This is a genomic window from Pseudomonas sp. LB3P14, assembly GCF_054898045.1.
Genome location: NZ_CM142714.1, coordinates 4587643 through 4613074, shown reverse-complemented (window position 1 = coordinate 4613074; position 25432 = coordinate 4587643). Strand labels below are relative to the sequence as shown.

Below are 25432 nucleotides of genomic sequence, written 5' to 3'. Positions count from 1 at the left end.
ATCAGTCAGTCGAGATCACCCATGATCCGCCCGGCAAACCCGAACACCCGGCGATGCCCGGCCAGGTCTACCAACTCGACTTCGCGGCTCTGGCCCGGCTCAAAGCGCACAGCGGTGCCGGCGGGGATGTTCAGGCGCATGCCGCGGCTGGCGGCGCGGTCGAACGTCAGCGCATCGTTGGTTTCGAAGAAGTGGTAATGCGAGCCGACCTGGATCGGGCGGTCGCCGCTGTTGGCCACCTTCATGCTGAGGGTGCGGCGGCCCACGTTGAGTTCGATGTCGCCGGGCTGGATCTGGTATTCACCGGGAATCATCAATGGGCTCCCTGGAGAATCTTGTAATAGAGCGCGGTCGGTTTGTAGCGGCCGCTCGGGTCGCAAGCATAGTCGGGAAGTTCACCTGCGCGGGTGTAACCCAGAGCCTTGTAGAAGTCTTCGGCAGGGGAGCCGGCCTCGGTGTCGAGGTAGAGCATGCCGCGTTTGTGCTGGAGCGCGGCCTGCTCCAGAGCGCTCATCAACTGTTGGCCCAGACCCCGGCGGCGCGCATGTTCACGCACCAGCAGTTTTTGCACTTCAGCGCGGTTCAGGCCATTGGCCTTCTGGCACAGGGTCAGTTGCACACTGGCCTGCACTTGCTCGTCCTTGACCACCACCCACAGCAGCACGTTGCCCTTGTTCAGGTTCTCCTGGACATCATCGAAATAGGCTCGGGCCTGGGTGGCGTCCAGATTGGCCATGAACCCGACGCTGGCGCCATAGCCGACGGCGTCGAGCAGCAGATCAATCAAACCCTGACGATAGTGCGCAAAGCTTTCAACATTGACGCGGCGCAGTTGGGCGGCGTTCATGGACATTACTCCTTGTTGGCGGTAGGCGGCTGCGCGCCAGGATTGAGGGTCAGTTGCATAAAGGTCAGGTCCAGCCAGCGACCGAATTTGGTGCCCACCTGAGGCATCTGGCCGGTCGTCACGAAACCGGCTCGTTCATGCAGGCGAATAGAAGCGGCATTACCACTTTCGATGGCGGCGACCATGACGTGCTTGTCGCAAGCTTTGGCACGCTCGATCAACGCGGTCATCAATTGCGGGCCGAGACCATTGCCACGCTGGTCGCTGCGAACGTAAACCGAGTGCTCAACGGTGTGGCGGAACCCGTCGAACGGGCGCCAGTCACCAAATGAAGCGTAGCCCAGGACAGTGTTGTCGCTGTCGGCGATCACCAGAATCGGGTAACCCTGGGATTGCCGGGCGCTGAACCAGGCCTGGCGGTTACCCAGGTCCACGGCCTGTTCGTTCCAGATGGCCGTGGTGTTAAGCACGGCGTCGTTGTAAATGTCGCGGATCGCCGGCAAGTCGGCATGCGCTGCATCGCGAATGTGATACGTCATGGCGCGGCCTCAGGCGATCGGTTGGTGGACGGTGACCAGTTTGGTGCCGTCGGGAAAGGTCGCTTCGACCTGGATCTCCGGAATCATTTCCGGGATGCCTTCCATCACTTGTTCGCGACTGAGCAGGGTGGTGCCGAAATGCATCAGCTCGGCCACGGTCTGGCCGTCACGGGCGCCTTCGAGCAGCGCTGCTGAAATGTAGGCCATGGCTTCCGGATAGTTGAGTTTCACGCCGCGAGCCAAACGCCGCTCGGCCACGAGGCCGGCGGTGAAGATCAGCAGCTTGTCTTTTTCGCGTGGGGTCAGGTCCATCGTAAAAATCCATATTTGGCAGATAAAAAGGTGACTACACCCCTGTAGGAGCGAGGCTTGCCCGCGAAAGCGGAGTGTCAGACAACGCAAATGTTGAATGTAAGTTCGCTTTCGCGGGCAAGCCTCGCTCCTACAGGGGATCGGTGTTCAGGTGCTCCATATTCTGGGAGGGACTGCTTCTCGGCCTAACAAAGCAGGTCGAAGCAACCGCCACAAATCAATAAGCCAACCCCGGGCCAACAGCGCTTCACCCGCCAGACACCGAGCAACCAAAAGCCCCGGCAACTGGGTCAAATCCCCGCGTACGCCATTGGGCAGCGAGCGACAGGTTTCCAGCAGTTCACTGTCGATGTCCCCAGTCACCAACAGCGTCGCAAACACCGGTTGCCGATCCAGCCCGATCGGCGAATCAAGCAATCCGTCACCCCCGACAATGCGCTGGCGTTCATGCCAGAGCAACTGGCCGTCGCGGCGGATGTCCAGCTGCGCCTGAAAATGTCCGAGGTCGAAACGCTCGCCGCTGGCCGGACGCCCCAGCGCCACCACGTCCCAGTAAAACAATCGGGCATCGCCTTCCAGGTCGATACACGTGCTGAGTTCAGCCTGCGCGGCACTGAAAATGATCGTCTCTTGCGGCAACCATTCCAGTGTCGCACCGCTCGCCACTTTCAAATCCAGCTGCTGATAGGCGGGCCCCGCCGCGCGATACCACTTGGCCGCGCCAGGGCTGGTGATTTGCGCCCAGGCGTCCGTGCCGACACTGGCCGAGATGTCCAGCCGATCACCGCCGGCAATCCCGCCCGGCGGGTGCACGATGATGTGCTGGCAGACTTCCGGCCCTTCGGCATACAGATGCTTCTGCACCCGCAGCGGGCCTTTGTGGCGGCGCTGAATCGGGCGCGTACTGTCGCCGAATCGGGCGTAGCCGAGTTCCAGCTCGGCATGCCAGCTGGGGGTAAACACGGCGGTGGGAACAGGTAAATTCATGGTTTCTAATTATCGTTGGGACGCTACAGATTAGATCGTAACCTTAGATCGTAGCCTTATATCGTAACCAGGCCGCGTACACCCTCGGCTTCCATATTTTCACCCTGTCCCTGTTGCACGATCTCGCCCCGGGACATCACCAGGTACTGATCGGCCAGTTCAGCGGCGAAATCATAGAACTGCTCCACCAGCAAAATCGCCATGTCACCACGGGCTGCGAGCTTTTTGATCACCGCGCCGATTTCCTTGATCACCGACGGCTGGATGCCTTCAGTGGGCTCGTCGAGAATCAGCAGGCGTGGACGACTGGCCAACGCTCGGCCGATCGCCAATTGCTGCTGTTGGCCACCGGACAAATCACCCCCGCGCCGTTGCTTCATTTGCAGCAGCACCGGAAACAGCTCGTAGATGAACGCCGGGACTTCCTTGGCTTCAGAGCCGGGAAATCTCGACAGGCCCATCAGCAGGTTTTCTTCCACGGTCAGCCGGCCGAAAATCTCCCGACCCTGAGGCACATAAGCGATTCCGGCATGCACCCGCTGGTGAGGCTTGAACGTGGTGATCGGTTTGCCTTCCCAGTTCACCGCGCCTTCCTTGGCCGGCAACAGGCCCATCAGGCACTTGAGCAGCGTGGTCTTGCCCACACCGTTGCGCCCGAGCAGGCAGGTGACTTCACCGACCTTCACCTCAAACGTCAAGCCCCGGAGGATGTGGCTACCGCCGTAATACTGGTGCAGCTTGTCGACTTGCAGCATGTTCAAATTCTCCCCCAGTGATCGTTCCCACGCTCTGCGTGGGAATGCATCCCGTGACGCTCTGCGTCACCCGTGCGCAGGACTTGAGCCCTGCATTGTCAGCGGGACGCGGAGCGTCCCAGGCGGCATTCCCACGCAGAGCGTGGGAACGATCATTCACAGGTCTAGCGACCGAGATAAACCTCAATCACCCGCTCATTGTCCTGCACCTGTTCCAGCGACCCTTCGGCCAGCACGCTGCCCTGGTGCAACACGGTGACGTGGTCGGCGATGGAGCCGACGAAACCCATGTCGTGCTCCACCACCATCAGCGAATGCTTGCCCGCCAGGCTCTTGAACAGTTCGGCGGTGAATTCGGTTTCGGCGTCGGTCATGCCCGCCACCGGTTCGTCGAGCAGCAACAGTTGCGGGTCCTGCATCAGCAACATGCCGATTTCCAGAAACTGCTTCTGACCGTGGGACAACAAGCCCGCCGGGCGATTGACCGAGCTGGTCAGGCGAATGGTGTCCAGCACCTCGCTGATACGATCTTTCTGTTCGCCACTCAGGCGAGCCCGCAGGCTGGCCCACACCGATTTGTCGGTTTTCTGCGCCAGCTCCAGGTTTTCAAAAACGCTCAAGGCTTCGAACACCGTCGGCTTCTGGAACTTGCGACCGATGCCGGCCTGAGCGATCTGCACTTCGCTCATCTGCGTCAGGTCGAGGGTTTCGCCGAACCAGGCTTTGCCGTGACTGGGGCGAGTCTTGCCGGTGATCACGTCCATCAGCGTGGTCTTGCCTGCGCCGTTGGGGCCGATGATGCAGCGCAATTCGCCGACGCCGATGTACAGGTTCAAGTCGTTCAGCGCCTTGAAACCATCGAAGCTGACGCTGATGTCTTCAAGCGTCAGGATAGTGCCGTGGCGGGTGTTCAGGCCCGGACCGACGCGCTGGCCGAGGCCGATCGCGTCGCGGCTGCTGCCGGCGTCCTTGTTGGGCTCTACGGGGAAAAACGCCGGTTCGAGCATGAATTCAGCCGTCGCAGTCACTCTCATTGCTCACCTCTTTTTTTCAGCAGCCCGATCACGCCTTTGGGCAGATACAAGGTCACGACGATGAACAGCGCACCGAGGAAGAACAGCCAGTATTCGGGGAAGGCCACGGTGAACCAGCTCTTCATGCCGTTGACCACACCGGCGCCGAGCAACGGGCCGATCAGCGTGCCGCGACCACCCAGCGCCACCCAAACCGCGGCTTCAATGGAGTTGGTCGGCGACATTTCACTGGGGTTGATGATCCCGACTTGCGGCACGTACAGCGCGCCGGCCAGGCCGCAGAGCACTGCGCTCAACACCCAGACAAACAGCTTGAAACCACGCGGGTCGTAGCCGCAAAACATCAGGCGGTTTTCCGCATCCCGCAAGGCGGTCAACACCCGGCCGAACTTGCTCTGCGCCAGGCGCCAACCGATGAACAGGCTCGCCACCAGCAACACCACGGTGGCGAAAAACAGCACCGCGCGGGTGCCCGGTTCGGTGATGCCAAACCCGAGAATGGTGCGGAAGTTGGTGAAGCCGTTGTTGCCGCCAAACCCGGTTTCGTTGCGGAAGAACAGCAGCATCCCGGCGAAGGTCAGGGCCTGCGTCATGATCGAGAAATACACGCCCTTGATCCGCGAGCGGAAGGCGAAGAAGCCGAACACCAGCGCCAGTAACCCCGGCGCCAATACCACCAGACACATTGACCAGAGGAAGCTGCTGGTGCCGGTCCAGTACCACGGCAATTCAGTCCACGACAGGAAGGTCATGAACGCTGGCAAGCCATCGCCCGAGGCCTGGCGCATCAGGTACATGCCCATCGCATAGCCGCCGAGGGCGAAGAACAAGCCGTGACCGAGGGACAGCAGACCGGCGTAACCCCAAACCAGATCGAGGGCCAGCGCGACAATTGCGTAGCAGAGAATCTTGCCCATCAGGGTTAGCGTGTACGCAGAGACATGAAACGTGCTGTCCGGCGATAACAACGATAGCAGCGGCAATGCCAGCAGCAGAACGAGGATCACTGCGCCAACGGCAATCGTGACCTTGGGACCGGCTTTTTGTGTTGCGGTAACGAGCAGGGGCTGATTCATCAGTCGATCACCCGTCCTTTCAGTGCGAAGAGGCCTTGCGGACGTTTCTGAATGAACAGAATGATCAGCGCGAGGATCAGGATCTTGCCGAGCACGGCACCGATCTGCGGTTCGAGAATTTTGTTGGCGATGCCCAGGCCGAAGGCCGCCAGCACGCTACCGGCCAACTGCCCGACACCGCCGAGCACCACCACCAGGAACGAGTCGATGATGTAGCTCTGGCCAAGGTCCGGGCCGACGTTGCCGATCTGGCTGAGCGCCACGCCGCCGAGCCCGGCAATGCCCGAGCCGAGGCCGAAGGCGAGCATGTCCACGCGACCGGTCGGCACGCCGCAGCAGGCGGCCATGTTGCGGTTCTGCGTGACGGCGCGCACGTTCAAGCCGAGGCGCGTCTTGTTCAGCAGCAACCAGGTCAGCACCACCACAAACAGCGCGAACGCGATGATCACGATGCGGTTGTACGGCAGCACCAGGTTGGGCAGCACTTGAATCCCGCCCGACAGCCACGCCGGGTTGGCCACTTCAACGTTCTGCGCGCCGAACATCAATCGGACAAGCTGAATCAGCATGAGGCTGATGCCCCACGTGGCGAGCAGGGTTTCCAGCGGGCGGCCGTAAAGGTGGCGAATCACCGTGCGTTCCAGCGCCATGCCGATAGCGGCAGTCACGAAAAATGCCACCGGCAAGGCGATCAGCGGGTAGTACTCGATGGCTTGCGGGGCGAAGCGCTGGAACATCAGCTGCACCACGTACGTCGAGTACGCGCCGAGCATCAGCATTTCGCCGTGAGCCATGTTGATGACGCCGAGCAGACCGAAGGTGATCGCCAGACCGAGGGCCGCGAGCAACAGGATCGAACCGAGTGACATACCGCTGAAGGCCTGACCGAGGATCTCGCCAATCAGCAGTTTGCGTTTGACTTGAGCGAGGCTGGTTTCGGCAGCGGTACGCACATTGGCGTCGGCTTCGACACCGGGTTGCAGCAGGCTTTCGAGGCGAGTGCGAGCCAGTGGATCGCCGGTTTCACCGAGCAGACGCACAGCGGCAAGGCGCACGGCCGGGTTGGTGTCCACCAGTTGCAAATTGGCCAGCGCCAGGCTCAACGCCGCGTGAACGCTTTGGTCTTTTTCGCCAGCCAGTTGCTGGTCGAGGAATGCAAGCTGCGCCGGTTTAGCGCTTTTCTGCAATTGCTGCGCGGCGGCCAGACGGATGTTGGCGTCTGTGGCGAGCAATTGGTGGCTGGCCAGCGCGGTGTCGATCAGACCGCGCAGGCGATTATTCAGGCGCAGGGTTTTTGGTTGGCCATCGACGGTCAATTCGCCTTGTTGCAGGGCGTTGATCAGTTCGATACGGGCCGGATCGGGCTGTGCGGCCCAGGTTTCCAGGAGTTTTGCTTGTTGCACGGGATTGGCGGCGACGAAGTCTTCGGCGTCGCCGGCGTGGGTGGCCATCGGCAAAAAAAATGCGATGGCGAGGAGTAGGCGGTAAAGGGCAGTGGGCATTGGTGGTGTTCCTGTTCAATCGACCCCTCACCCTAACCCTCTCCCCAGAGGGTAGAGGGGACTGACCGAGGTGTTTGGCCAATTTGCTGCGACCTGCAAATTCGAGTCGAACTCAGGCTTTGAAAAGCATGAAGATCGGCTCCCTTTCCCCCTCTCCCCATTGGGGAGAGGGCTGGGGTGAGGGGTGGATCTCAGACCCACCCCAAACTCCAGATCCGCCTCAGTTGCTCTTCACCGCATACTCCGGCTTCTTGTCGTTGCCCGGAATAAACGGACTCCACGGCTGGGCACGGATCGGCCCTTCGGTCTGCCACACCACATTGAACTGACCGTCCGCCTGAATCTCGCCGATCATCACCGGCTTGTGCAGGTGGTGGTTGGTCTTGTCCATGGTCAGGGTGTAACCGGACGGCGCGGCAAAAGTCTGCCCGGCCAAGGCCTCGCGGACTTTGTCGACGTCGGTAGACTTGGCTTTCTCAGCCGCTTGCGCCCACATGTGGATGCCCACGTAGGTGGCTTCCATCGGGTCGTTGGTCACCGCTTTGTCGGCGCCCGGCAGGTTGTGTTTCTTGGCGTAGGCTTTCCAGTCGGTAACGAACTTCTTGTTCGCCGGGTTCTCGACCGACTCAAAGTAGTTCCACGCCGCGAGGTTGCCCACCAACGGTTTGGTGTCGATGCCGCGCAGTTCTTCTTCACCGACCGAGAACGCCACGACTGGAACGTCAGTGGCTTTCAGACCCTGGTTGGCCAGTTCTTTATAGAACGGCACGTTGGAGTCGCCGTTGACGGTAGAGATGACCGCTGTCTTGCCACCGGCCGAGAATTTTTTGATGTTGGCCACGATGGTTTGATAGTCGCTGTGGCCGAACGGGGTGTAGACCTCTTCGATGTCTTTGTCCGCCACACCTTTGGAATGCAGAAACGAACGCAGGATCTTATTGGTGGTGCGTGGGTAGACGTAGTCGGTGCCCAACAGGAAGTAACGCTTGGCGCTGCCGCCTTCTTCGCTCATCAGGTATTCCACCGCCGGGATCGCCTGCTGGTTCGGCGCGGCGCCGGTGTAGAACACGTTCGGCGACATCTCTTCACCTTCGTATTGCACCGGGTAGAACAGCAGGCCGTTGAGCTCCTCGAACACCGGCAATACCGACTTGCGCGACACCGACGTCCAGCAACCAAACACCACTGCGACCTTGTCTTGGGTCAGCAACTGGCGGCCCTTTTCGGCGAACAGCGGCCAGTTCGACGCGGGGTCCACGACCACGGGTTCGAGCATCTTGCCGTTTACGCCACCCTTGGCGTTGATCTCGTCGATGGTCATCAAGGCCATGTCTTTGAGCGACGTTTCGGAGATCGCCATGGTGCCGGACAACGAATGCAGAATACCGACCTTGATGGTCTCGGCGGCCTGGACAGTCCAGGTCATGCCCATCGCGGCAATGCTTGCCGATAGTGTGAAAGCCTTGATCAAGCTGCGACGCTTCATTGTGCGATCTCCATGAACTTATGAATTTTATGGGTGGCAGATGCGGACTACTGAAGGGTCTTTAGCAAGGGCTGTGCCTGGTCGGCAAAAGGCAGGGAAATGTCGCATTAGAGCGGTTGCACGGTTTGGGCGGCGCACCATGAAGGATCGCGCCTGGCGCGTTGGTGCGAAGAGGTGCGCCAGATTGGGGCGCAGCGTAGTCGCACCAATGGATACATAAACGATAACTATGTACCGCTGATCACCTGGGCCACACGGACACACTCATTCGATAGCTATCCCGATTCCCTCTAAAAGGATTTTGATCATGAATGACGTGTCTAGCCGGGAACCCCGCGCCGCCGTACCTCCTCTCAAAGCCAGACTGCCAAAACTGAGCCGGGGTTTCCTGACTGAGGAGGACGCCGCGTACTGGGTTCACAGCCAGATCCCGGCCAACACGGACCGGGAGTATGGAAGTGTGATCCTGCTTATGCCGGATGGCGATTTTGTGGCCACCAAGCCCGTGCGCGGCGAGGTGAATCGGTTTGACCTCAGAACCATTATCGACATCGACTTAAAGGGTCATTACGTACATCCCAAGGGTTATACCTGCGTTGCAAACGTACATTCCCATCCAGCCGCGCACGATAAAATCCGCGAGGCCAATCCAGGCATGGACGAAGCCACCCTCAGGCTCTTCCTCAATTTTTTCTCGGACATGGATTTCATTGCCGACGTGTCGGAGCGCTCCTTCTTTCGCAGTGCTTATCTCTCTGGTCCTGACGGGTCGCTGCTCAAGTATTCGCCCAGCGGTTCGAAGGAAGAAACCAGCTATTACCTCTGGCTTAGAGCGGGGGCGCCGCGTGGCAATCCTGTGGGTGCCTTTGGCGTGGTGAACATCATCCGAAAGGTCGCCTCGATCGGCGAGCTGAAAGTCATTGTGCCCAATGCGGACTGGAGCGGCTTCGTCGGCAAAGTGCCGTCGGACTGGCAACCAGGCAAAACTTTTCCCAAGCAGGTATTAACTGAGTTGCCACTCATGACACGTATTTGTGTCGGCGCCGAACGAGCGGTACTTGCTGCATTGAAACCCCTGGGCGCAGAAACTTCGGGATTAGTGCTCAAAAAACTTGCGGTCAATGAGTACGTCGCGACACAGGCGCGTCCTGCCGGTTTGTCATCCTGGGATCCCGCCTTTTTTTTTCCACGCGATGACAACGGCCAATTGCAGCTGCCTGCCGGCTGGGTGCTGGACGGTTTTTATTATGCCTCCCGCCCCGATCCTTCCCGGTTTCCCCTGATTCAGCCGTGGCTTTACGAAAACTTCTTCACGCCGATTGAGATGGCTGTTGCCGTTGCTTGTCACGCCAAAAGCAAGGCGCTGTCCGACAGGCCATTGTCGCTATACATGCAGGCCCGGGATTCCTCGATGTTGAAGTACCGCTTCAGCGGTTCCAAGTTCGAAGCGGCGCTGAGTGTGAACAAGCCGGACGGCACCATTGACGATGGAGGCCTGCAAGTCAGGATGCAGGCCGGAACGCTTCAGCCGCGCGAGTTTGTATCCGTGCTGGCACTGACCGGGGGGCTGGAAGTCTTGCGCGGCAGTCCGCTGTGGGATCGACTCGGGCCGGTCGGGCTCGACTGGGTTCCTTTCGCCGATTTCTCATGGCCGAAGATGAGTCCGGCATTTTTGGCTGCCGACGACGCTGCCCGCTACGTCCATGACAAGGTCGGCAACCGTCGTGACCGTCAGTACGCGGGGTTTGTCTTTCAACGCCATGACAAACGCTTCATCGCGACTGAACCGCTTGAGGGCAATGTCGAAGCGATCAGCCATGGGCAGTTGTATCCTCGCGACAATGAGGGTCGCCTCATCTTTCCCGATGATCATGTCTTGGAGGGACATTTTGTCTCTCACGGGGCGCTGTCGCGGCTTGATCCGTTAAAAGTGGACAGGTTGAAGTGGTCTCGCCAGGAAGCCGCGCTGAGTCTGCAAATGCTCAGTGTCGAGGAGGTGAGGCAGGTGTTTCTTGATGAGGTACCTCTCTATTTGTCAGGTGCCCAAAAGAGTCTGGTCAGGTTCGAACCCTTTGAAACGACAACCGCGCAGGAACTGGCAAAACGCCTGGGCACCCCAAAGCATCCGGGCCCACTGGCAGTGGCGCTGGAAACCGGCGCCTCGATGCCGAGCGACTTCATCAGGGAGCAGGCGGCTGCAGGTCGTCTGACTGTCTTGGTCAACAGTGAAATGTGGGGGCCACGAGGACGGGTGACGGCTGCATGGTCCCCCCCCGTCCTTGCCCTGGAAATGGGTACGTCCGGCGCAAGTCGCGTTCGGTGCGGTTTTTTCCTCCGCGGATGAGGCCGCGGAGGATCAGTACAACCGTGACGTGCGCCTGCACGACCAGGAGCAAGCGTGGTTCGGTTTTATCCTCAAGCACAACGAACGCGAAGAGTATGTCGCCACCGAGCTGGTTCCGATCGGTGCCAGAACCAACGATGTTTTCCAACCGCAAAGTCTCTTCGGCGTGTCCAGGGTGCCACCCTGGTATCAGTACCCGGAAGGTTTTCGACGTCATGCATTTTTCTACTCGCGCCAGCGCTTGAGACATCTGGCAGACGGGCGAAAATCCTGGCTGTCGCAATACTTCATTACCCCTGAAGATCTCTTCAGTGCGGTGTATTACTCGCGGCGGCGTCCGGTCACGGAATCGGCCGATCCCATCGCGTTGTACATTTCCAGCCAGGATGGCGCCTTCCTGAAATTTGACAATCGCAAGGGAAACAAACTGTTCGACAACGACACACCCAATATGGGACTGGAGGACATCAAGAACAACCTGGCCAGCGGAAAGCTGCAGCCTGAGGATTTTGTCCATGTGGTTGCCAACCATGGCGGACTCAAGGTGATGCGCACGAGCTTGTGCTGGGACAGGCCCTGGCCGGTCGATCTGAGTTGGCGTCCCTATATGAACCTGCAACGTCGGTGGCTTGGCCCGGTATTCCATCAACCGGATGACGCTGTTGTGCATGCCCGTTCCCGAATCTCGGATCATTCAGGCAAACGCTTTGGTGGCCTGCTGCTCAAGCGAGAGGATGGAATGTATCTGGCTACAGATCCCATTGAAGTTCAGCAGGAAAACTTCGATGACAAGGAGATCTTCCCTGATGTGTATCGCCAGTCCGGGCTGTATCCCGCGAACTGTATCGCCGTGGGGCGCTACCGCTCGAGAGCTTCGACAGAGTTGGCATTGGTCATGTCTGAAGTGGAGAAACAAATCTATTTGAACATGCTGTCGGCTGATACATTGCTCACCGCTTTTCAACAGTCGATAGCGACGCGCAAGACAGAGTATCTGTTCGGGCCTGACGGTTGTGTGGTCCGCTATAACTCGGGGCCGTACAACGAGTTCGTGGCTATCCTCAAGATCATGCTGACGGGCAGGCGAGGCGCGCCTGGCGAGCTTGACGCTCGGCAAATCAAACAGCATATACACGACGGCACATTGAAACCCAGCGAATGGGTTAGCGCGTTGGTGAAAGCAGGCAACCTGCATGTGGTTGTCGGTAGCCGCCTGTGGGGGCCGGCAGGCCCGGTCACCCATTGGCAACCTTATCCTGCGTTTGCGCCTTCTGTGCTGGATTACGCCAGGGCCTTAAGCGAACCGGCGTGCAGCCCGATCTTTATTCAGGACAACGCTGCCGCGCGCCATGTTCACGAAGCCTCGGGCGATCGAACAGTGCAGACATTCGGTTTCATTTTATGGAACCGACGCAGCGGCGTTTTTTCCGCCAGCATGCCAGTGGAGACCCAGCACTCGCGGATGGCAACCGATCGAGTCTTCCCGCAGGGGACATTACCCGACCGATATGCTCTGCATGCGCTGTACCTGAGCGCTCAACGCGCTTTGGAAAGCACGCTGGACGATGACTCCCGGCAGTTTTTTCTTTCACCACTGGATGTTCACCAGATTTGCGCGGCAGCTGACACTCCTCAGGGATACAGGCCGATTTATTTCTCCTGCGCCGATGGTGCGCTGTTGCGTTACCAGATGAACAGTTTTGAGACCGGTGAATTTTTCGACGAGTTCGGCCAGGAAAAACTGAGGAAAAACTCGTTCGCTTCGCTGGAGCAGGCGACTCGGGATGAAAGTGATGTTTCGCGAGGCAGGTTCGATCTGTCGGACTATATCCAGCGCATGGCACGGGCCGGCAAGCTCGACGTCATTGTGACCAGCGATTACTGGTCACGGCACGGAAGGGTCGACGAAGGCTGGCTACCGCGCATGGCGGATGTTTCCAGTCGCGAGCGCTGGGCCGCCAACCCGAAACCGGCGCTGGGCCCGGTGTTTCATCATGCCGATGATGCCGCCCGCTACACACAGCACCGCGCGGGCAGCGGTTATGAACGTGTGGGCGGTTTCGAGAGCGCGATACTTACACGGACGCCGCGGCTTTTGGACAGGTCGACTCGTTTCATTCCGCTTGAGCCCCTGCCAAGCTCCGCTACCGGAGAAAGCCCTCTCGATCGAATCTTCCGCAAAGCGTGGGATTCTTCAACAACCTTCCACAATCCGTCGCCACTGTATCCCGCCGATTACACGCTCATGGCGACCCACCAACTTTATTTGTCAGGCAACACGACGCTCGCGCCGGATATCGAGGAGGTCTATGCCAATTTCGCTTCACCCGGCATGGTTCATGCGCACACTCATGACCTCAAAAGCAAAGGGTTCGGTATCAAGGACTATTACTACTCAACCCCCCACGGTGTGCTGATCAGGCTCACTCCCGCCTACACGAATGCTGAAAGAGATTTGTTGCTGACCAAACCGGTGGTGTTCACGGGCGGGAAGTGGGAGGCGGGCCTTTCTCCCGCAGAATTCATTTCCAGGCTGGTCGATGTCGCAGACTTTCGGGTGTTGATCGCCGGGCATTACTGGAGGCAAACCGGTCGCATGGGATTGAAGTGGCGTGAGCGTCGGAAACTGCCTTCCCAGCTCGGCTTTGTCCGGGGTCGGGACGAACTGTAATTATCCGCCTGGCATGTGGGCAGTCGCAGACGGTGCGCCCTGGCAGGCGCGCCGTCATTTTTTGTGCATCAGGCCGATGAAGAACAGGCCGCCGATCGCAGCGGTGCCACGCCGCACAGCAGCAACCGATCGCTGACCAGCCGGCCATTGCGGTTGGCGATCATCAACACGATCAACATGCTCAGCAGATCCCTCTAATCCACGCATCTCACCTGTTTCATGATGAAGGTGAGTTGGCTTCAGTTTGCCGGCTCAAGCGCGACAGCAGCACCCGATCCAATACCCACACGACGACCAGCGAAGCCCCCACCAACGGAAATGCCACCGCCAGCCCAAACATGATGACCATCGCGGTTTTCCATTTCGGCAGGTCGTGGCGCAGCGGCGGAACCCCGAACTTGCCCTGTGGACGGCGCTTCCACCAGATCACCACACCGCTGACGGCGCTGAGCAGAATCATCAGGCAGATCAGCAGGATGATGATCTGATTGAGTGGACCGAACATTTTGCCTTCGTGCAGCATCACGCCGATCTCCGTCGCGCGGGCGACGGCGCCGTATTGCGCGTAGCGCACGTCGGCGAGGACATCGCCGGTGTACTGATCGACATGCAAGGTGGCGTCGTTGCGCGGGTCGTCGGCGAACACCGCGATGGTGAACACGCCGGTGGCGGTCTTCGGCAAGGTGATGCTGTAACCCGGTTCGACCTGGCGTTGCGCAGCGATGTTCTGCACATCCTGCAAGCTGATGGTCGGCGCGGCGGGGCCGGCTTGCGCGCCGCCGTGGGCCATGTGCTCGGCGTGGTCGCCGGACATCGGCATCGGTGTGTTTTCCATCGCCCACGGCACGGTCTGGCGGGTGGCGGTGTTAAGGCTGCGAGCCTCGACATCGGACTTGGGGACGTCATCCCACATCGCTGCCGGAAAGACATTCCAGACTTCGGCGTATTGCTTGCCCCAGAACCCGGTCCAGGTCATGCCGCTGAGCAGCATCACCAACAGCAACGAAGCGCCCCAGAACCCGGTTACTGCGTGCAAGTCACGCCAGAGCACTCGACCGCGACTGGTGAGGCGTGGCCACAAAATTCCGGCGGCCTGGCCACGCGGCCACCACAGAAAGACGCCCGAGACCACCAACACCACGCCCCAACCGGCGGCCAATTCGATCAGTCGATCACCGACGGTGCCGATCATCAGTTCACCGTGAATCGCTCGCGCCACCGCTTGCAGATTCTTCTTCGCGTCTTGCTCGCCGAGGATGTCGCCCTGGTAGGGATCGACGAACACGTTCAGCTCATTGCCGGCATTGAGCACGACAAATTGCGCGCTGCGTTCGGCGTTGACCGGCGGCAGGTACTGCTTGATCTGACCCTGTGGATACGCCTCTTTTACCCGTTTGAGCAGGTCGTCGGCCGGGACGCTGTGATGCCCGGCCGGGACGTTCAGCAGGCTGCCGTACATCAACGGGTCGAGTTGCGGTTTGAACAGGTAAATGATGCCGGTCAGGGCCAGCATTACCATGAACGGCGCGACGAACAGACCGGCATAAAAATGCCAGCGCCAGGCCAGGTTGTAGAAATTCACTTTGGGCTGTTTCATCACGGTGCTCCGTCTTGGCATGGATCTTCTAGTTGTGTGTTTGCGGTTGCGGCGCACATTGCCGGCAAGGCAGCGCTCAAGCGTGCGTCAGCAGAAAACCTGGACATGACAATTTCCATCGAACAGTCGTAAACGACACGGCCGGCAGCGGGGCTGTCTTCTAAACCGTGTGAGAGCGGATGTGGGTGTTTACGCGTCGATGGGTGGGGCGCGGGTGCGGGCACCGGGGAAGAAGGTTTGCCGGGCGTGGCCCAGGCGAGGGGAAGGTGTGGTGAAGGTGGTGGCTTTTGGCGTGTCGAATGCGACGAAGGACTGGCCGCCGGTCAGCGCCGGGCAATTGAACAGCAGGCTGCAATAGCCGCATTTTTCCCAGAGCGCGTGATGTTCGGCTTTTGGCGGGCAGTGCTCGGCCGCCGGTTGCGTGCCATGATCGGTGTGCTCCATCGCCGACATGTCCATGCTCATGGACATTGAGGCGCGTTGATACATCGGCATCGACTGAGAAATCAGCGGGCCGATAAAGATCATCAACATGGCGAACAGGCTGATCCAGCTGCCGTGCGTCAGGTTTAACGACTGACGACGGTGCGCGGATGACCTGGCGCTAAGCGGGCGCATGGGCGTTTTCAGCTCTGCCGATTACTGAACGTGCACGTGTGCTTGCATGCCGTCCGGTGCTTTTTTCTGCACCGCGACGTCGACCGTCACGTCACCGGATTTCTCGAAGTGCATCGTCAGCGGGAAGCGTTTGCCATCGCTCAACAGGCTGCGGTCTTTCAATTCCAGCAGCATCACGTGGTAGGCCATCGGTGCAAAAGTGACTTCGCCACCGGCCGGGACTTCGACGCTCGACACCTGCTGCATTTTCATCAGGTCGTTTTGCTTCACGTGCTCGTGTAACTGGGCAACGCCTGCAATCGGTGAGTCGACGCTGAGCAAACGGTCGGCCGTTTTGCCGCTGTTGTGAATCACAAAGTAAGCCGCAACGGTCGGCGCGTTGGGCGGCAACTCTTGTGACCAGGGGTGAGCAATTTCCAGGTCGCCGGCCTTGTATTCGTGGGCATTGGCAAAGCAGGCAGGCAACAGCAACGCGGCCAGAACGATGAGTTTGTTCAACATGGCAGTTCTCCAGAGCGATTCAAAACGCAGGTCAATTGCGAGGAGGAATCACACCAGGGGGGAGGCGCGGGGGTTGAGGCTCGGCCATTGCTGGCGCGGTGTCGGTGTATCGAGAGAGGCGGTGGGCAGGCTTCGATTGGCATCGAAACGCGCGAAATACAGCTGCGGCATATGCCCGGGCAACGCCACTAAAGGCGCAGAACCCGAGCAACACCAGCAATGTTGCATGTTGGAATGTTCGTCGTTCTGCGGGGCTTTCTGCTCGATGTCACCCAGGGAGATTGCCACCATTTTCGTGCCGCTGGCCGAACAGAAACTGCCCCACAACAACTGCTCGGCAGGCGATTTCGCCGTCTGCGCCATCGCTCCGGACATCGGCATGGCGAGCATGTTGAACAGCACTGCGAAGCAGGCGATCCAGGCAAGTGCGAGCCGTTGTCGGGACATGGGACAAATCCGGTTGGGTGGGCGATCAGGCGCGGCCATTTAGCCTGATCAGGGCCGATAAGTAAAAAAGCGGCGTGCGGTGTGGTGTCGCAGCGCGATCAGAGTGCGCTGGCGTGCAAGCGCAGGCCCAAAGCTTTCACAACCTTCATGATAGTCGCGAATTCCGGATTGCCAGTGCTGCCCAATGCTTTGTACAGACTTTCACGACCCAGACCTGCATCGCGGGCAATCTGTGTCATGCCCTTTGCTCGGGCTATGTCGTTAAGGGCAGCACGTATGAGCACTCCGTCGCCAGCATCTTCTTCAAAACAGGCGTCCAGGTAAGCGGCCATTTCTTCTGGTGTTTTTAGAAATTCGGCGGCATCGAAACGGGTGAATTGTTCGGCCATGATTTACTCCTCATTACCGATGTTTTGCGCCATTTGGATGGCGCGTTTGATGTCTCGTTTTTGAGTCGACTTGTCACCTCCCACCAGCAGCAGATAAACCACTTCACCTCGGCGGGTGAAATACATCCTGTAGCCGGGACCGTAATGCACACGCATTTCATAAACAGTTCCGCCTACCGGTTCGCAATCACCAAAATTTCCATGTTCGGCAGATCGGAGCCTGGCGATGATCCGAGCCTTGCCAATGGTGTCTCTCAGTAAATCAAGCCAATCGGCAAAAGCTCGGGATCGTTCGAAGTCGATCATGTTCGATCGTATTCCTTGGGATACAGGTTGGCAAGCCGCACTTTCCTCGGGCCGAAGTGAGTCGTCCCTTATGTGTAGTGGGGTGGTGTGCTTGATAGGATCAGAGGGCTCGGACTATAGGATTGAAGCCATAGAGGTGGATAGCCGGCTCCGTCCGAGAGTGTTGCCGGCAAAGTCGCAAGGTTATGCAAGTCTCAGGAATCGTCTGACACCGACAGTGCTTTCAGCACTTCACCCACCGACCCAAACTCCCGATCAATCCCCGGCAACACCGGCCGCTGCAAAACAATCACCGGCACCCCACACTCTCGTGCCACTTCCAGTTTCGGCTCGGTCGCCGTGCTACCGCTGTTCTTGCTGATCAGCACATCAATCTGCTGACGTTCAAACAGTTCACGTTCATCCTCAATCACAAACGGCCCACGCGCGCCGATGACTTCGCAGCGCTCATTGCCCGGGTAAACGTCCAGTGCACGCAAGGTCCAGAATTGCTCTGGCGGGATTTCATGCAGGTGCTGCAACGGTTCGCGGCCGAGGGTGAACAGCGGTCGGTGGAAGGGTTTCAACGCTTCGATCAGTTCGGTCCAATCGCTGACATCCCGCCAGTCATCGCCAGCCTGTGGCTGCCAGGCAGGACGCCGTAACGCCCAGCACGCAATGCCGCTCAATTGCGCGGCGGTGGCGGCGTTCTGGCTGATGTGTGCGGCGTAGGGGTGGGTTGCGTCCAGCAGCAGATCGATCCCTTCAGCGCGTATGAACTGCGCCAGACCTTCGGCACCGCCGTAGCCGCCAACGCGAACCTGACAGGTCAAATCGGTCGGCACGCGACCGACGCCAGCTAGGCTATAAATGTGTTCCGGCCCCAGGGTACGAGCAATGGCCAAGGCTTCTGTCACGCCACCCAGCAACAACACACGCTTCATTGAAAAGCTCCCGCATGGCCGACAATACCGCCTTGGCGATCGATGGCAAACACTTCGACCTGAACCTGTGCCGGCACCACGCTGCGAGCAAAGTCCAGGGCGTGCTGACACACCGCATCACCCAGGGCGATACCCGCAGCGCTGGCCATCGCCAGCGCTTGCTGGCTGGTGTTGGCCTCGCGAATCCCTGATTGCAGCATCTCATCCGCCCCGACCGCAGCCGCCCATTCGGCCAGTTGCGGCAGGTCGATGCTCGAATGCCGACTGTGCAAATCCATGTGCCCGGCCGCCAGTTTGCTGATCTTGCCGAAGCCGCCGCACAGGCTGAGTTTATCCACCGGTACTTTGCGCAGATGTTTGAGCACTGCGCCGACGAAGTCGCCCATTTCGATCAGGGCGATTTCCGGCAAGTCGTAGACCCGGCGCATGGTGTCTTCGCTGGCATTGCCGGTGCATGCGGCGATATGCAGGTAACCGTTGGTTTTGGCGACGTCAATGCCTTGATGGATCGAGGCAATGTACGCCGCACAGGAAAACGGCCGGACGATGCCGCTGGTGCCGAGGATCGACAGCCCGCCAAGAATCCCCAGTCGCGGGTTCATGGTTTTCAGGGCCAGTGCCTCGCCGTCCTCAACGTTGACGGTAACCTCGAAGCCACCGCTGTAGCCGAGTTCTTCCGCGAGCAGGGTCAAGTGATCGGTGATCATCTTGCGTGGCACCGGGTTGATCGCGGGTTCACCGACGCCCAGCACCAGCCCCGGCCGGGTCACCGTGCCGACGCCGCGACCGGCATTGAAGCGAATACCCGGTTGGGCATTCAGGCGCACGTGGGAGTAGAGCAGGGCACCGTGGGTCACGTCCGGGTCGTCCCCGGCGTCCTTGAGGGTTCCGGCCTCGGCGCCGTCATCCATCAACCGACAGAACTCCAGGCGCATCTGCACGTTCTTGCCTTTGGGCAGGACGATTTCCACAGCGTCCGTGTCAACGCCACTGAGCAACAGGCGTGCCGCCGCGAGGCTGGTGGCGGTGGCGCAGCTGCCGGTGGTCAGGCCACTGCGCAGCGGTGCGGGTTGTTCGGCGGTTTCGTCACGCATCGAAAGGCTTCGTCACTTCCAGCAAGGTAATCGGCAACGCCTGACGCCACGTATCGAAGTCCCCCAACGGTTGCGCCTGAGCAATATGAATGCGCGTCAGCTCGCCGCCGTGCTGCTCGCGCCAGGCCATCAAGGTCATTTCACTTTGCAACGTGACCGCGTTGGCGACCAGTCGACCGCCGGGTTTGAGTTCGGCCCAGCACGTGTCGAGCACGCCCTCGCGGGTGACGCCGCCACCGATGAAAATCGCGTCCGGACGCTCGAGCCCGGCCAAGGCCTGCGGTGCACTGCCGCGAATCAATTGCAGGCCGGGGACGCCGAGGGCATCGCGGTTGTGCTCGATCAACCCTTGTCGCCCTTCGTCAGCTTCGATGGCCAGCGCCCGGCAACTGGGGTGAGCGCGCATCCATTCGATGCCGATCGAACCGCTGCCGGCGCCGACGTCCCACAGCAGTTCGCCGGGAACCGGGGCGAGGCGGGCGAGGGTGATGGCGCGCACGTCGCGTTTGGTCAGTTGGCCATCGTGTTTGAAGGCTGAGTCCGGCAGACCGGCCAGTCGGGAGAGGCGCGGCGTGTTCGGTTCAGCGATGCACTCGATGGCGATCAGGTTCAGATCGGCGATCACCGGGGCGCTCCAGTCGTTGGCGACACCCTCGATGCGTCGTTCGGCTGCACCGCCCAGATGCTCCAGCACGGTGAGGCGACTCGGGCCGAAACCGCGTTCACGCAGCAGCGTCGCGATGGCCGCCGGGCTCTTGCCGTCGTTGCTCAACACCAGCAAGCGCACGCCGCTGAACAACTGCGCATTGAGTGCGGCGATGGGCCGCGCCACCACCGAAAGCGTGACCACCTCCTGCAACGGCCAGCCCATTCGCGCCGCCGCCAGCGAGCAAGAGGACGGCGTCGGCAGTACCCGCATTTCATCGCCGGATACCTGCCGGGCCAGGCTGGCGCCCACACCAAAGAACATCGGATCGCCGCTGGCCAGCACGCAGACCGGTTCGCCGCGCAGCGCCAATACCGGTTCAAGGGAGAATGGGCTGGGCCACAACTGCCGCTCGCCACGGATGCACACCGGCAGCAAATCCAGTTGCCGCTGACCGCCAATGATCCGCGAAGCGTACAGCAGAGCGTGCCGGGCGTTTTTGCCCAGGCCCTTGAAGCCGTCTTCACCAATTCCCACTACTGTCAGCCAGGGTGACATCTGCAGTCCTCAAAAAAAGTCCTCAAACGGACTGTTCCGACGGGCAGGCTTTTCATGCCGTCGAACAAAGCAGGCATAATACCGCGCCTTCACCCGCGAAGCGCCTTTCCCACACTGCCGGTTGCCCCCTTGAACGAACGCCCGATGTCCTTAGCCTTACGTCCCTCGGCCTGTCCGGGGTTGTTGCGTATCGTCCAGGCGCTGGACGGCGGCATCTGCCGGATCAAGTTGAATGGCGGTTCGATCAGTGCGGTTCAGGCCGATGCGGTGGCCAGTGCAGCTGAGCGGTTCGCTGGCGGCGTGATCGAGGCGACCAACCGCGCCAACCTGCAAATTCGCGGGATTGGCAGTGAACAGGGCGCCTTGATCGATGGCCTGATGGTGGCCGGGTTGGGCCCAAACGCCGCCGCTGGCGACGATGTGCGCAACCTGATGCTCAGCCCGAGTGCGGGAATTGATCAGCAAATGCTGCTCGACACGCGCCCGCTGGCCGAACAGATCCTCGTCACGCTGCAAAGCCATGAACGCTTCCACGACCTCAGTGCCAAGTTTGCCGTGCAACTGGATGGTGGCGAAGGTCTGGCGATGCTCGAACATCCTCATGATCTGTGGCTGTCCGCCACTGAACGCGAGGGCGAGCAAGTGTTCGCATTCGGTCTCGCGGGGTGTCCCGTGGACTCGCCTGTGGGTGCGGTGTCACTGGAGCAGGGCCACGCGCTGGTGGTCGCAGTGCTTGAGTTGTTTCTTGACCTGGCGCGTCCCGACCAGACACGCATGCGACATTTGCTCGCTGATTGCTCGCTCGACGGGTTTCTCGCTCATCTGGCCGAGCGTGTGCCGTTGATGCCCATCAAGGGTTGGCAACGCAAGGTAAGTCCGAGTGTCCTGCACATCGGCGCTCATCCACAGCGTGACGCCGAGCGTGTGTATATCGGCGCGGTGCCGCCGCTGGGTCGCCTCAATCCCGCGATGCTCAGAGGCGTCGCACAACTGGCACGTGATCAGGGTGATGGCAGCCTGCGTTTCACACCCTGGCAAAGTCTGTTATTGCCCGGTGTTCATGGCGACACTGCGGCTCAAGTTATCCACAGTCTTGAACAACTCGGTCTGCGTTGCTCGGCCGACGATGCCTTGGCGCATCTGGTCGCCTGCACCGGCTCGACGGGTTGCGGCAAAGGCCTGGCCGATACCAAACGCGATGCCCGTCATCTGGCGACTTTGCTGCCACAAGCGCTCAACGTGCATCTGTCCGGTTGCCCGCGTTCCTGTGCTGCCGCGCATTGCGCTCCAGTGACGTTGCTGGCGGTCAGCCCCGGTCACTACGACCTCTATTTTCGCGACGCAGCGCAGCCGGGTTTCGGCGCGCTGCACGCACGCAACCTTACTATTGAAGCGGTCGCAGCCTTGCTCGACGCCCGCTCACGGAGCCCCCTTGATGCTTGATTACATCCGCGACGGTCAGGAGATCTATCGCAACTCCTTCGCGATCATTCGTGCCGAGGCCAACCTCCAGCGTATTCCGGCCGATCTGGAGAAACTCGCTGTGCGGGTGATCCATGCCTGCGGCATGGTCGATGCCATCGACGGGCTGCAATTTTCCGACGGCGCAGGCAAGGCCGGGCGTGATGCGCTGGCCGCCGGTGCGCCGATTCTGTGCGACGCGCGGATGGTCAGCGAAGGTGTGACCCGTGCGCGTTTGCCAGCCAACAACCCAGTGATTTGCACCCTGCGCGATGACAGCGTGCCGGAGCTTGCCCGCGAGTTGGGCAACACCCGTTCCGCCGCGGCGTTGGAGCTATGGCGCCCGCACCTGGAAGGCAGTGTGGTGGTGATCGGCAACGCGCCGACCGCACTGTTTTATCTGCTGGAAATGCTCGATGCCGGCGCGCCGAAACCGGCGCTGATCCTCGGCTTCCCGGTGGGTTTCGTCGGCGCCGCCGAATCCAAGGCGATGCTCGCGGCGGACAGTCGCGGTGTGCCTTTCGTCATCATGCAAGGCCGGCTAGGCGGCAGCGCCATGGCCGCCGCCGCCGTCAACGCCCTCGCCACGGAGATCGAATGATGCAGCAACCTGGACGTTTGATTGGCCTGGGCGTCGGCCCCGGTGATCCGGAACTGATTACCGTCAAAGCCCTGCGCCTGCTGCGCGAATCACCGGTGGTGGCGTACTTCGTCGCCAAGGGCAAGAAAGGCAACGCCTTCGGCATCATCGAAGCGCATTTGCAGGACGCGCAAACGCTGCTGCCGCTGGTGTATCCGGTGACCACCGAAGCGTTGCCGGCACCACTGTCGTATGAACAAGTGATCAGCGATTTCTACGATGCGGCCGGCGAAGAACTTGCCGCGCACCTGGACGCTGGCCGTGACGTGGCGGTGATCTGCGAAGGCGATCCGTTCTTCTACGGCTCCTACATGTACCTGCACGATCGACTGGCTGAGCGCTATGAAGCCGAAGTCGTGCCGGGCGTTTGCTCGATGCTCGGCGGTGCTTCGGTGCTGGGCGCGCCGCTGGTGTATCGCAATCAGAGTTTGTCGGTCCTGTCGGGTGTATTGCCCGCCGCCGATCTCAAGCGTCGTCTGGCCGACGCCGATGCCGCCGTGATCATGAAACTGGGGCGCAACTTTCCCAAGGTCCGTCAGGTGCTCGAAGAACTTGGACTGGCGGAACGTGCGCTGTACGTTGAGCGCGCGACCATGGCCAACCAAAAGATCGTGGCGCTGGATCAGGTCGAGCCGATGTCCTCGCCGTACTTCTCGCTGATCATTGTGCCCGGCGAAAGGTGGCAAGGCTGATGTCCCGACCAGTTCCGGCGATTGTCATACTGGGCAATGGCAGCCTCGCGGCCGCGCGCAAGATTGCGCAGCTATACCCTGGCGCATTGATCCATGGTCTGGCCGAACGGGTGGAAGGCGCGGACCGCGTCTATCACGAATTCGGCACCACCTTGCGCGAGTTCTATCAACAGGACACACCGATCATCGCGTTGTGTGCGGCTGGGATCGTGATCCGTACCCTGGCGCCGTTACTACTGGAAAAAGGCGCGGAGCCGCCGGTGCTGGCCGTGGCTGAAGACGGCAGCGCGGTGGTGCCGCTGCTCGGTGGCCTCGGCGGGGTGAACGTCATGGCGCGAGAGATTGCTGCCGGTCTAGAGGTAGCCGCCGCGATCACCACCAGTGGTGAATTGCGCTTCGGCACCTGCCTGCTCAATCCGCCCACAGGTTACGCCCTCGGCGATCTGGAACAGGGCAAACGCTTTGTTTCCGATCTGCTTGCCGGGCACAGCGTGCGCATCGAAGGCGCCGCGCCATGGCTGGATCAGGCGCAGTTGCCGGAAGATCCGCATGCGCAGCGCTCGATTCATGTCGGCAGCGACGCACGCGAGGCGAGCACCCATGAGTTGCTGATCTACCCGCGCAGCGTGGCGGTGGTGGTGAGTGCCGACGTGGCGGATCTTTCCAACACCGTTCGTGCAGCGTTGCGGCAGGCGAGCGTCGCGCTGCCAGCGTTGGCCTGTCTGGTGGCGGCTGACACTGAGATGGCCTCTGCGAGCTTGCATGAAGCGGCCATTGAACTCGGCGTGCCGCTGCGTTTTGTCGCGGCGGCGAGTGATATCGGTGAATTGGCGCGCTGTGCATTGCCGCATGCCGCGATCATCGCAACGACCCACCACATGGCCATCGCCGTGACCGAACGCCCGTTGGACGTATCGCAAATCGGCCGTCCGCGCGGACGTCTGGCGGTGATCGGCCTCGGGCCGGGCGCTGCCGAACTGATGGTGCCAGCGGTGAAAGCCGAACTGGCGCGAGCCACCGATGTGCTCGGTTACGAAACCTACGTGCGCATGGCCGGTCCGTTTCGCGAAGATCAAGTGCTGCACTGCACCGACAATCGCGAAGAAATGCAGCGTGCCCGCCACGCTTTCGAGCTGGCGGCGCAAGGCCGTTCGGTGATCGTCGTCTCCTCCGGCGATCCGGGTGTGTTCGCCATGGCGGCGGCAGTGCTCGAAGCGTTGCACGAATCCAGCGATCCACACTGGCACAACGTCGACCTGGAGATTTTGCCAGGTGTGTCCGCGTCACTCGCCACCGCCGCTCAGGCCGGTGCGCCGCTGGGTCACGATTTCTGCGTGATGTCACTGTCGGACAACCTCAAACCGTGGTCGATCATCGAGAAACGTCTGGATCTGGCGGCCGAAGCGGATCTGGTCCTGGCGTTCTACAACCCGATCTCCCGGGCGCGACCCTGGCAGTTGGGGCGCGCGCTGGAAATCATCGCGCAGCACCGCACGCCTGAAACACCGGTGGTGTTGGGCCGTGACATCGGTCGGCCCGGCCAGACATTGCGGACCATCACGCTGGGGGCGTTGACCCCGGATCAGGTGGACATGCGCACGATGGTGCTGATCGGTTCGTCCACCACGTGCACCTTTCCCCGCGCCGAAGGGGGGGAATGGGTGTACACGCCGCGTTGGTACGGTGAAAAGCCTGCGAGCTGATGACTCCGTTTCGTCCTGTTGCCGCATTCGGACATCGATGTAAATGACAAGGCCGCGAATTCAGAATTCGCGGCCTTGTTTGTTTCTGTGTCGGTGTATTTGGCAGATTTATATTTCAACAGTGTTCAAATGATCGGTTCGATGTCATTGGATGTTTCCTTTGACATTGCTTGAATGACTTCGTGTTTGTTCAAGTGGTTTTTTTATACTAGTTTCGCGTTCGTAAAGTTTGGGTTGGTTTCGTTATTTTTAGTTTGTCGTTGTATAAGTTCGTTGCAAGGCGGTTGTCATTGTCGCGAGGTTT

The 25432-nt window shown here is 60.3% G+C and carries 25 protein-coding genes; 6 read left to right on the top strand and 19 right to left on the bottom strand.

What is annotated here, in order from left to right:
* Nucleotides 1-5 precede the first annotated feature (5 nt).
* The 10 genes from ACYZT5_RS21285 to urtA form a co-directional block, all read right to left on the bottom strand.
* Nucleotides 6-314, bottom strand: coding sequence for an urease subunit beta (locus ACYZT5_RS21285; RefSeq protein WP_462047271.1), 309 nt, complete (start codon nucleotides 312-314; stop codon nucleotides 6-8).
* The gene (locus ACYZT5_RS21280; RefSeq protein WP_149630192.1) at nucleotides 314-847 is read right to left on the bottom strand and encodes a GNAT family N-acetyltransferase; all 534 of its coding nucleotides are present in this window, start codon (nucleotides 845-847) and stop codon (nucleotides 314-316) included. Before ACYZT5_RS21280 ends, ACYZT5_RS21285 begins: the two co-directional genes overlap by 1 nt.
* 5 nt (nucleotides 848-852) lie before the next feature.
* Complete coding sequence (locus ACYZT5_RS21275) at nucleotides 853-1386, bottom strand: GNAT family N-acetyltransferase (RefSeq protein ID WP_462047270.1); 534 nt, start codon at nucleotides 1384-1386, stop codon at nucleotides 853-855.
* A gap of 9 nt (nucleotides 1387-1395) precedes the next feature.
* Entirely contained in the window at nucleotides 1396-1698 is a 303-nt protein-coding gene (gene ureA / locus ACYZT5_RS21270) for an urease subunit gamma (RefSeq protein ID WP_007907366.1), read from the bottom strand.
* A gap of 147 nt (nucleotides 1699-1845) precedes the next feature.
* Nucleotides 1846-2685: an urease accessory protein UreD gene (locus ACYZT5_RS21265; protein WP_462047269.1), complete on the bottom strand. Its 840-nt coding sequence runs from the start codon at nucleotides 2683-2685 to the stop codon at nucleotides 1846-1848.
* A 56-nt stretch (nucleotides 2686-2741) separates the two neighbouring features.
* Complete coding sequence (urtE, locus tag ACYZT5_RS21260; protein WP_462047268.1) at nucleotides 2742-3440, bottom strand: urea ABC transporter ATP-binding subunit UrtE; 699 nt, start codon at nucleotides 3438-3440, stop codon at nucleotides 2742-2744.
* Between the two features lie 164 nt (nucleotides 3441-3604).
* Nucleotides 3605-4474 (bottom strand): urea ABC transporter ATP-binding protein UrtD, encoded by an 870-nt coding sequence (gene urtD, locus ACYZT5_RS21255; protein WP_462047267.1) that lies wholly within the window; start codon nucleotides 4472-4474, stop codon nucleotides 3605-3607.
* Complete coding sequence (urtC, locus tag ACYZT5_RS21250) at nucleotides 4471-5550, bottom strand: urea ABC transporter permease subunit UrtC (protein ID WP_462047266.1); 1080 nt, start codon at nucleotides 5548-5550, stop codon at nucleotides 4471-4473. The genes urtD and urtC overlap by 4 nt, the downstream gene beginning before the upstream one ends.
* On the bottom strand, nucleotides 5550-7052 hold the full coding sequence (gene urtB / locus ACYZT5_RS21245; protein WP_462047265.1) for an urea ABC transporter permease subunit UrtB: 1503 nt from the start codon (nucleotides 7050-7052) through the stop codon (nucleotides 5550-5552). The genes urtC and urtB overlap by 1 nt, the downstream gene beginning before the upstream one ends.
* Before the next feature lie 220 nt (nucleotides 7053-7272).
* On the bottom strand, nucleotides 7273-8538 hold the full coding sequence (gene urtA, locus ACYZT5_RS21240; protein WP_462047264.1) for an urea ABC transporter substrate-binding protein: 1266 nt from the start codon (nucleotides 8536-8538) through the stop codon (nucleotides 7273-7275).
* 307 nt (nucleotides 8539-8845) lie between these two features.
* Between urtA and ACYZT5_RS21235 the strand changes: the two genes are divergently transcribed.
* Both ACYZT5_RS21235 and ACYZT5_RS21230 read left to right on the top strand, forming a co-directional pair.
* Nucleotides 8846-10882, top strand: a complete 2037-nt coding sequence (locus ACYZT5_RS21235; protein ID WP_462047263.1) for a DUF4329 domain-containing protein — start codon at nucleotides 8846-8848, stop codon at nucleotides 10880-10882.
* Complete coding sequence (locus tag ACYZT5_RS21230; RefSeq protein WP_462047262.1) at nucleotides 10818-13553, top strand: hypothetical protein; 2736 nt, start codon at nucleotides 10818-10820, stop codon at nucleotides 13551-13553. Before ACYZT5_RS21235 ends, ACYZT5_RS21230 begins: the two co-directional genes overlap by 65 nt.
* A 217-nt stretch (nucleotides 13554-13770) precedes the next feature.
* Here ACYZT5_RS21230 and ACYZT5_RS21225 read toward each other — a convergent pair whose 3' ends face one another.
* The 9 genes from ACYZT5_RS21225 to cbiE form a co-directional block, all read right to left on the bottom strand.
* Nucleotides 13771-15150, bottom strand: a complete 1380-nt coding sequence (locus ACYZT5_RS21225; RefSeq protein ID WP_462047261.1) for a PepSY-associated TM helix domain-containing protein — start codon at nucleotides 15148-15150, stop codon at nucleotides 13771-13773.
* 189 nt (nucleotides 15151-15339) lie between these two features.
* Nucleotides 15340-15768, bottom strand: a complete 429-nt coding sequence (locus tag ACYZT5_RS21220) for a DUF2946 domain-containing protein (RefSeq protein WP_462047260.1) — start codon at nucleotides 15766-15768, stop codon at nucleotides 15340-15342.
* 21 nt (nucleotides 15769-15789) lie between these two features.
* Nucleotides 15790-16269, bottom strand: coding sequence for a copper chaperone PCu(A)C (locus ACYZT5_RS21215; protein ID WP_462047259.1), 480 nt, complete (start codon nucleotides 16267-16269; stop codon nucleotides 15790-15792).
* Nucleotides 16270-16317: 48 nt separating this feature from the next.
* The gene (locus ACYZT5_RS21210) at nucleotides 16318-16716 is read right to left on the bottom strand and encodes a DUF2946 domain-containing protein (RefSeq protein ID WP_462047258.1); all 399 of its coding nucleotides are present in this window, start codon (nucleotides 16714-16716) and stop codon (nucleotides 16318-16320) included.
* Between the two features lie 98 nt (nucleotides 16717-16814).
* Nucleotides 16815-17105 (bottom strand): addiction module antidote protein, encoded by a 291-nt coding sequence (locus ACYZT5_RS21205; protein ID WP_461976615.1) that lies wholly within the window; start codon nucleotides 17103-17105, stop codon nucleotides 16815-16817.
* 3 nt (nucleotides 17106-17108) lie between these two features.
* Nucleotides 17109-17411, bottom strand: a complete 303-nt coding sequence (locus tag ACYZT5_RS21200; protein ID WP_462047257.1) for a type II toxin-antitoxin system RelE/ParE family toxin — start codon at nucleotides 17409-17411, stop codon at nucleotides 17109-17111.
* Between the two features lie 194 nt (nucleotides 17412-17605).
* Entirely contained in the window at nucleotides 17606-18334 is a 729-nt protein-coding gene (locus tag ACYZT5_RS21195; protein WP_462047256.1) for a cobalt-precorrin-6A reductase, read from the bottom strand.
* Nucleotides 18331-19428 carry a cobalt-precorrin-5B (C(1))-methyltransferase gene (locus ACYZT5_RS21190; protein WP_462047255.1) on the bottom strand — a complete coding sequence of 366 codons (1098 nt, stop codon included), beginning with the start codon at nucleotides 19426-19428 and terminating at the stop codon, nucleotides 18331-18333. The genes ACYZT5_RS21195 and ACYZT5_RS21190 overlap by 4 nt, the downstream gene beginning before the upstream one ends.
* Nucleotides 19421-20632 (bottom strand): precorrin-6y C5,15-methyltransferase (decarboxylating) subunit CbiE, encoded by a 1212-nt coding sequence (cbiE, locus tag ACYZT5_RS21185; RefSeq protein ID WP_462047254.1) that lies wholly within the window; start codon nucleotides 20630-20632, stop codon nucleotides 19421-19423. The genes ACYZT5_RS21190 and cbiE overlap by 8 nt, the downstream gene beginning before the upstream one ends.
* 144 nt (nucleotides 20633-20776) lie before the next feature.
* Here cbiE and cobG point away from each other — a divergent pair, with 144 nt between their 5' ends.
* Genes cobG through cobJ form a run of 4 tightly spaced genes read left to right on the top strand, consistent with a single transcriptional unit; the run spans nucleotide 20777 to nucleotide 25128 of the window.
* Nucleotides 20777-22075: a precorrin-3B synthase gene (cobG, locus tag ACYZT5_RS21180; protein ID WP_462047253.1), complete on the top strand. Its 1299-nt coding sequence runs from the start codon at nucleotides 20777-20779 to the stop codon at nucleotides 22073-22075.
* Nucleotides 22068-22694 (top strand): precorrin-8X methylmutase, encoded by a 627-nt coding sequence (locus tag ACYZT5_RS21175; RefSeq protein ID WP_462047252.1) that lies wholly within the window; start codon nucleotides 22068-22070, stop codon nucleotides 22692-22694. Before cobG ends, ACYZT5_RS21175 begins: the two co-directional genes overlap by 8 nt.
* Nucleotides 22694-23425: a precorrin-2 C(20)-methyltransferase gene (locus ACYZT5_RS21170; protein WP_462052290.1), complete on the top strand. Its 732-nt coding sequence runs from the start codon at nucleotides 22694-22696 to the stop codon at nucleotides 23423-23425. The genes ACYZT5_RS21175 and ACYZT5_RS21170 overlap by 1 nt, the downstream gene beginning before the upstream one ends.
* Nucleotides 23425-25128: a precorrin-3B C(17)-methyltransferase gene (gene cobJ / locus ACYZT5_RS21165; protein ID WP_462047251.1), complete on the top strand. Its 1704-nt coding sequence runs from the start codon at nucleotides 23425-23427 to the stop codon at nucleotides 25126-25128. The genes ACYZT5_RS21170 and cobJ overlap by 1 nt, the downstream gene beginning before the upstream one ends.
* Nucleotides 25129-25432 lie beyond the last annotated feature (304 nt).

Excerpts from the sequence above, each read along its gene's own strand:
- ACYZT5_RS21285 (WP_462047271.1), bottom strand. The coding sequence starts at position 314 with ATGATTCCCGGTGAATACCAGATCCAGCCCGGCGACATCGAACTCAAC.
- ACYZT5_RS21280 (WP_149630192.1), bottom strand. The coding sequence starts at position 847 with ATGAACGCCGCCCAACTGCGCCGCGTCAATGTTGAAAGCTTTGCGCAC.
- ACYZT5_RS21275 (WP_462047270.1), bottom strand. The coding sequence starts at position 1,386 with ATGACGTATCACATTCGCGATGCAGCGCATGCCGACTTGCCGGCGATC.
- ureA (WP_007907366.1), bottom strand. The coding sequence starts at position 1,698 with ATGGACCTGACCCCACGCGAAAAAGACAAGCTGCTGATCTTCACCGCC.
- ACYZT5_RS21265 (WP_462047269.1), bottom strand. The coding sequence starts at position 2,685 with ATGAATTTACCTGTTCCCACCGCCGTGTTTACCCCCAGCTGGCATGCC.
- urtE (WP_462047268.1), bottom strand. The coding sequence starts at position 3,440 with ATGCTGCAAGTCGACAAGCTGCACCAGTATTACGGCGGTAGCCACATC.
- urtD (WP_462047267.1), bottom strand. The coding sequence starts at position 4,474 with ATGAGAGTGACTGCGACGGCTGAATTCATGCTCGAACCGGCGTTTTTC.
- urtC (WP_462047266.1), bottom strand. The coding sequence starts at position 5,550 with ATGAATCAGCCCCTGCTCGTTACCGCAACACAAAAAGCCGGTCCCAAG.
- urtB (WP_462047265.1), bottom strand. The coding sequence starts at position 7,052 with ATGCCCACTGCCCTTTACCGCCTACTCCTCGCCATCGCATTTTTTTTG.
- urtA (WP_462047264.1), bottom strand. The coding sequence starts at position 8,538 with ATGAAGCGTCGCAGCTTGATCAAGGCTTTCACACTATCGGCAAGCATT.
- ACYZT5_RS21235 (WP_462047263.1), top strand. The coding sequence starts at position 8,846 with ATGAATGACGTGTCTAGCCGGGAACCCCGCGCCGCCGTACCTCCTCTC.
- ACYZT5_RS21225 (WP_462047261.1), bottom strand. The coding sequence starts at position 15,150 with ATGAAACAGCCCAAAGTGAATTTCTACAACCTGGCCTGGCGCTGGCAT.
- ACYZT5_RS21220 (WP_462047260.1), bottom strand. The coding sequence starts at position 15,768 with ATGCGCCCGCTTAGCGCCAGGTCATCCGCGCACCGTCGTCAGTCGTTA.
- ACYZT5_RS21215 (WP_462047259.1), bottom strand. The coding sequence starts at position 16,269 with ATGTTGAACAAACTCATCGTTCTGGCCGCGTTGCTGTTGCCTGCCTGC.
- ACYZT5_RS21210 (WP_462047258.1), bottom strand. The coding sequence starts at position 16,716 with ATGTCCCGACAACGGCTCGCACTTGCCTGGATCGCCTGCTTCGCAGTG.
- ACYZT5_RS21205 (WP_461976615.1), bottom strand. The coding sequence starts at position 17,105 with ATGGCCGAACAATTCACCCGTTTCGATGCCGCCGAATTTCTAAAAACA.
- ACYZT5_RS21200 (WP_462047257.1), bottom strand. The coding sequence starts at position 17,411 with ATGATCGACTTCGAACGATCCCGAGCTTTTGCCGATTGGCTTGATTTA.
- ACYZT5_RS21195 (WP_462047256.1), bottom strand. The coding sequence starts at position 18,334 with ATGAAGCGTGTGTTGTTGCTGGGTGGCGTGACAGAAGCCTTGGCCATT.
- ACYZT5_RS21190 (WP_462047255.1), bottom strand. The coding sequence starts at position 19,428 with ATGCGTGACGAAACCGCCGAACAACCCGCACCGCTGCGCAGTGGCCTG.
- cbiE (WP_462047254.1), bottom strand. The coding sequence starts at position 20,632 with ATGTCACCCTGGCTGACAGTAGTGGGAATTGGTGAAGACGGCTTCAAG.
- cobG (WP_462047253.1), top strand. The coding sequence starts at position 20,777 with ATGTCCTTAGCCTTACGTCCCTCGGCCTGTCCGGGGTTGTTGCGTATC.
- ACYZT5_RS21175 (WP_462047252.1), top strand. The coding sequence starts at position 22,068 with ATGCTTGATTACATCCGCGACGGTCAGGAGATCTATCGCAACTCCTTC.
- ACYZT5_RS21170 (WP_462052290.1), top strand. The coding sequence starts at position 22,694 with ATGCAGCAACCTGGACGTTTGATTGGCCTGGGCGTCGGCCCCGGTGAT.
- cobJ (WP_462047251.1), top strand. The coding sequence starts at position 23,425 with ATGTCCCGACCAGTTCCGGCGATTGTCATACTGGGCAATGGCAGCCTC.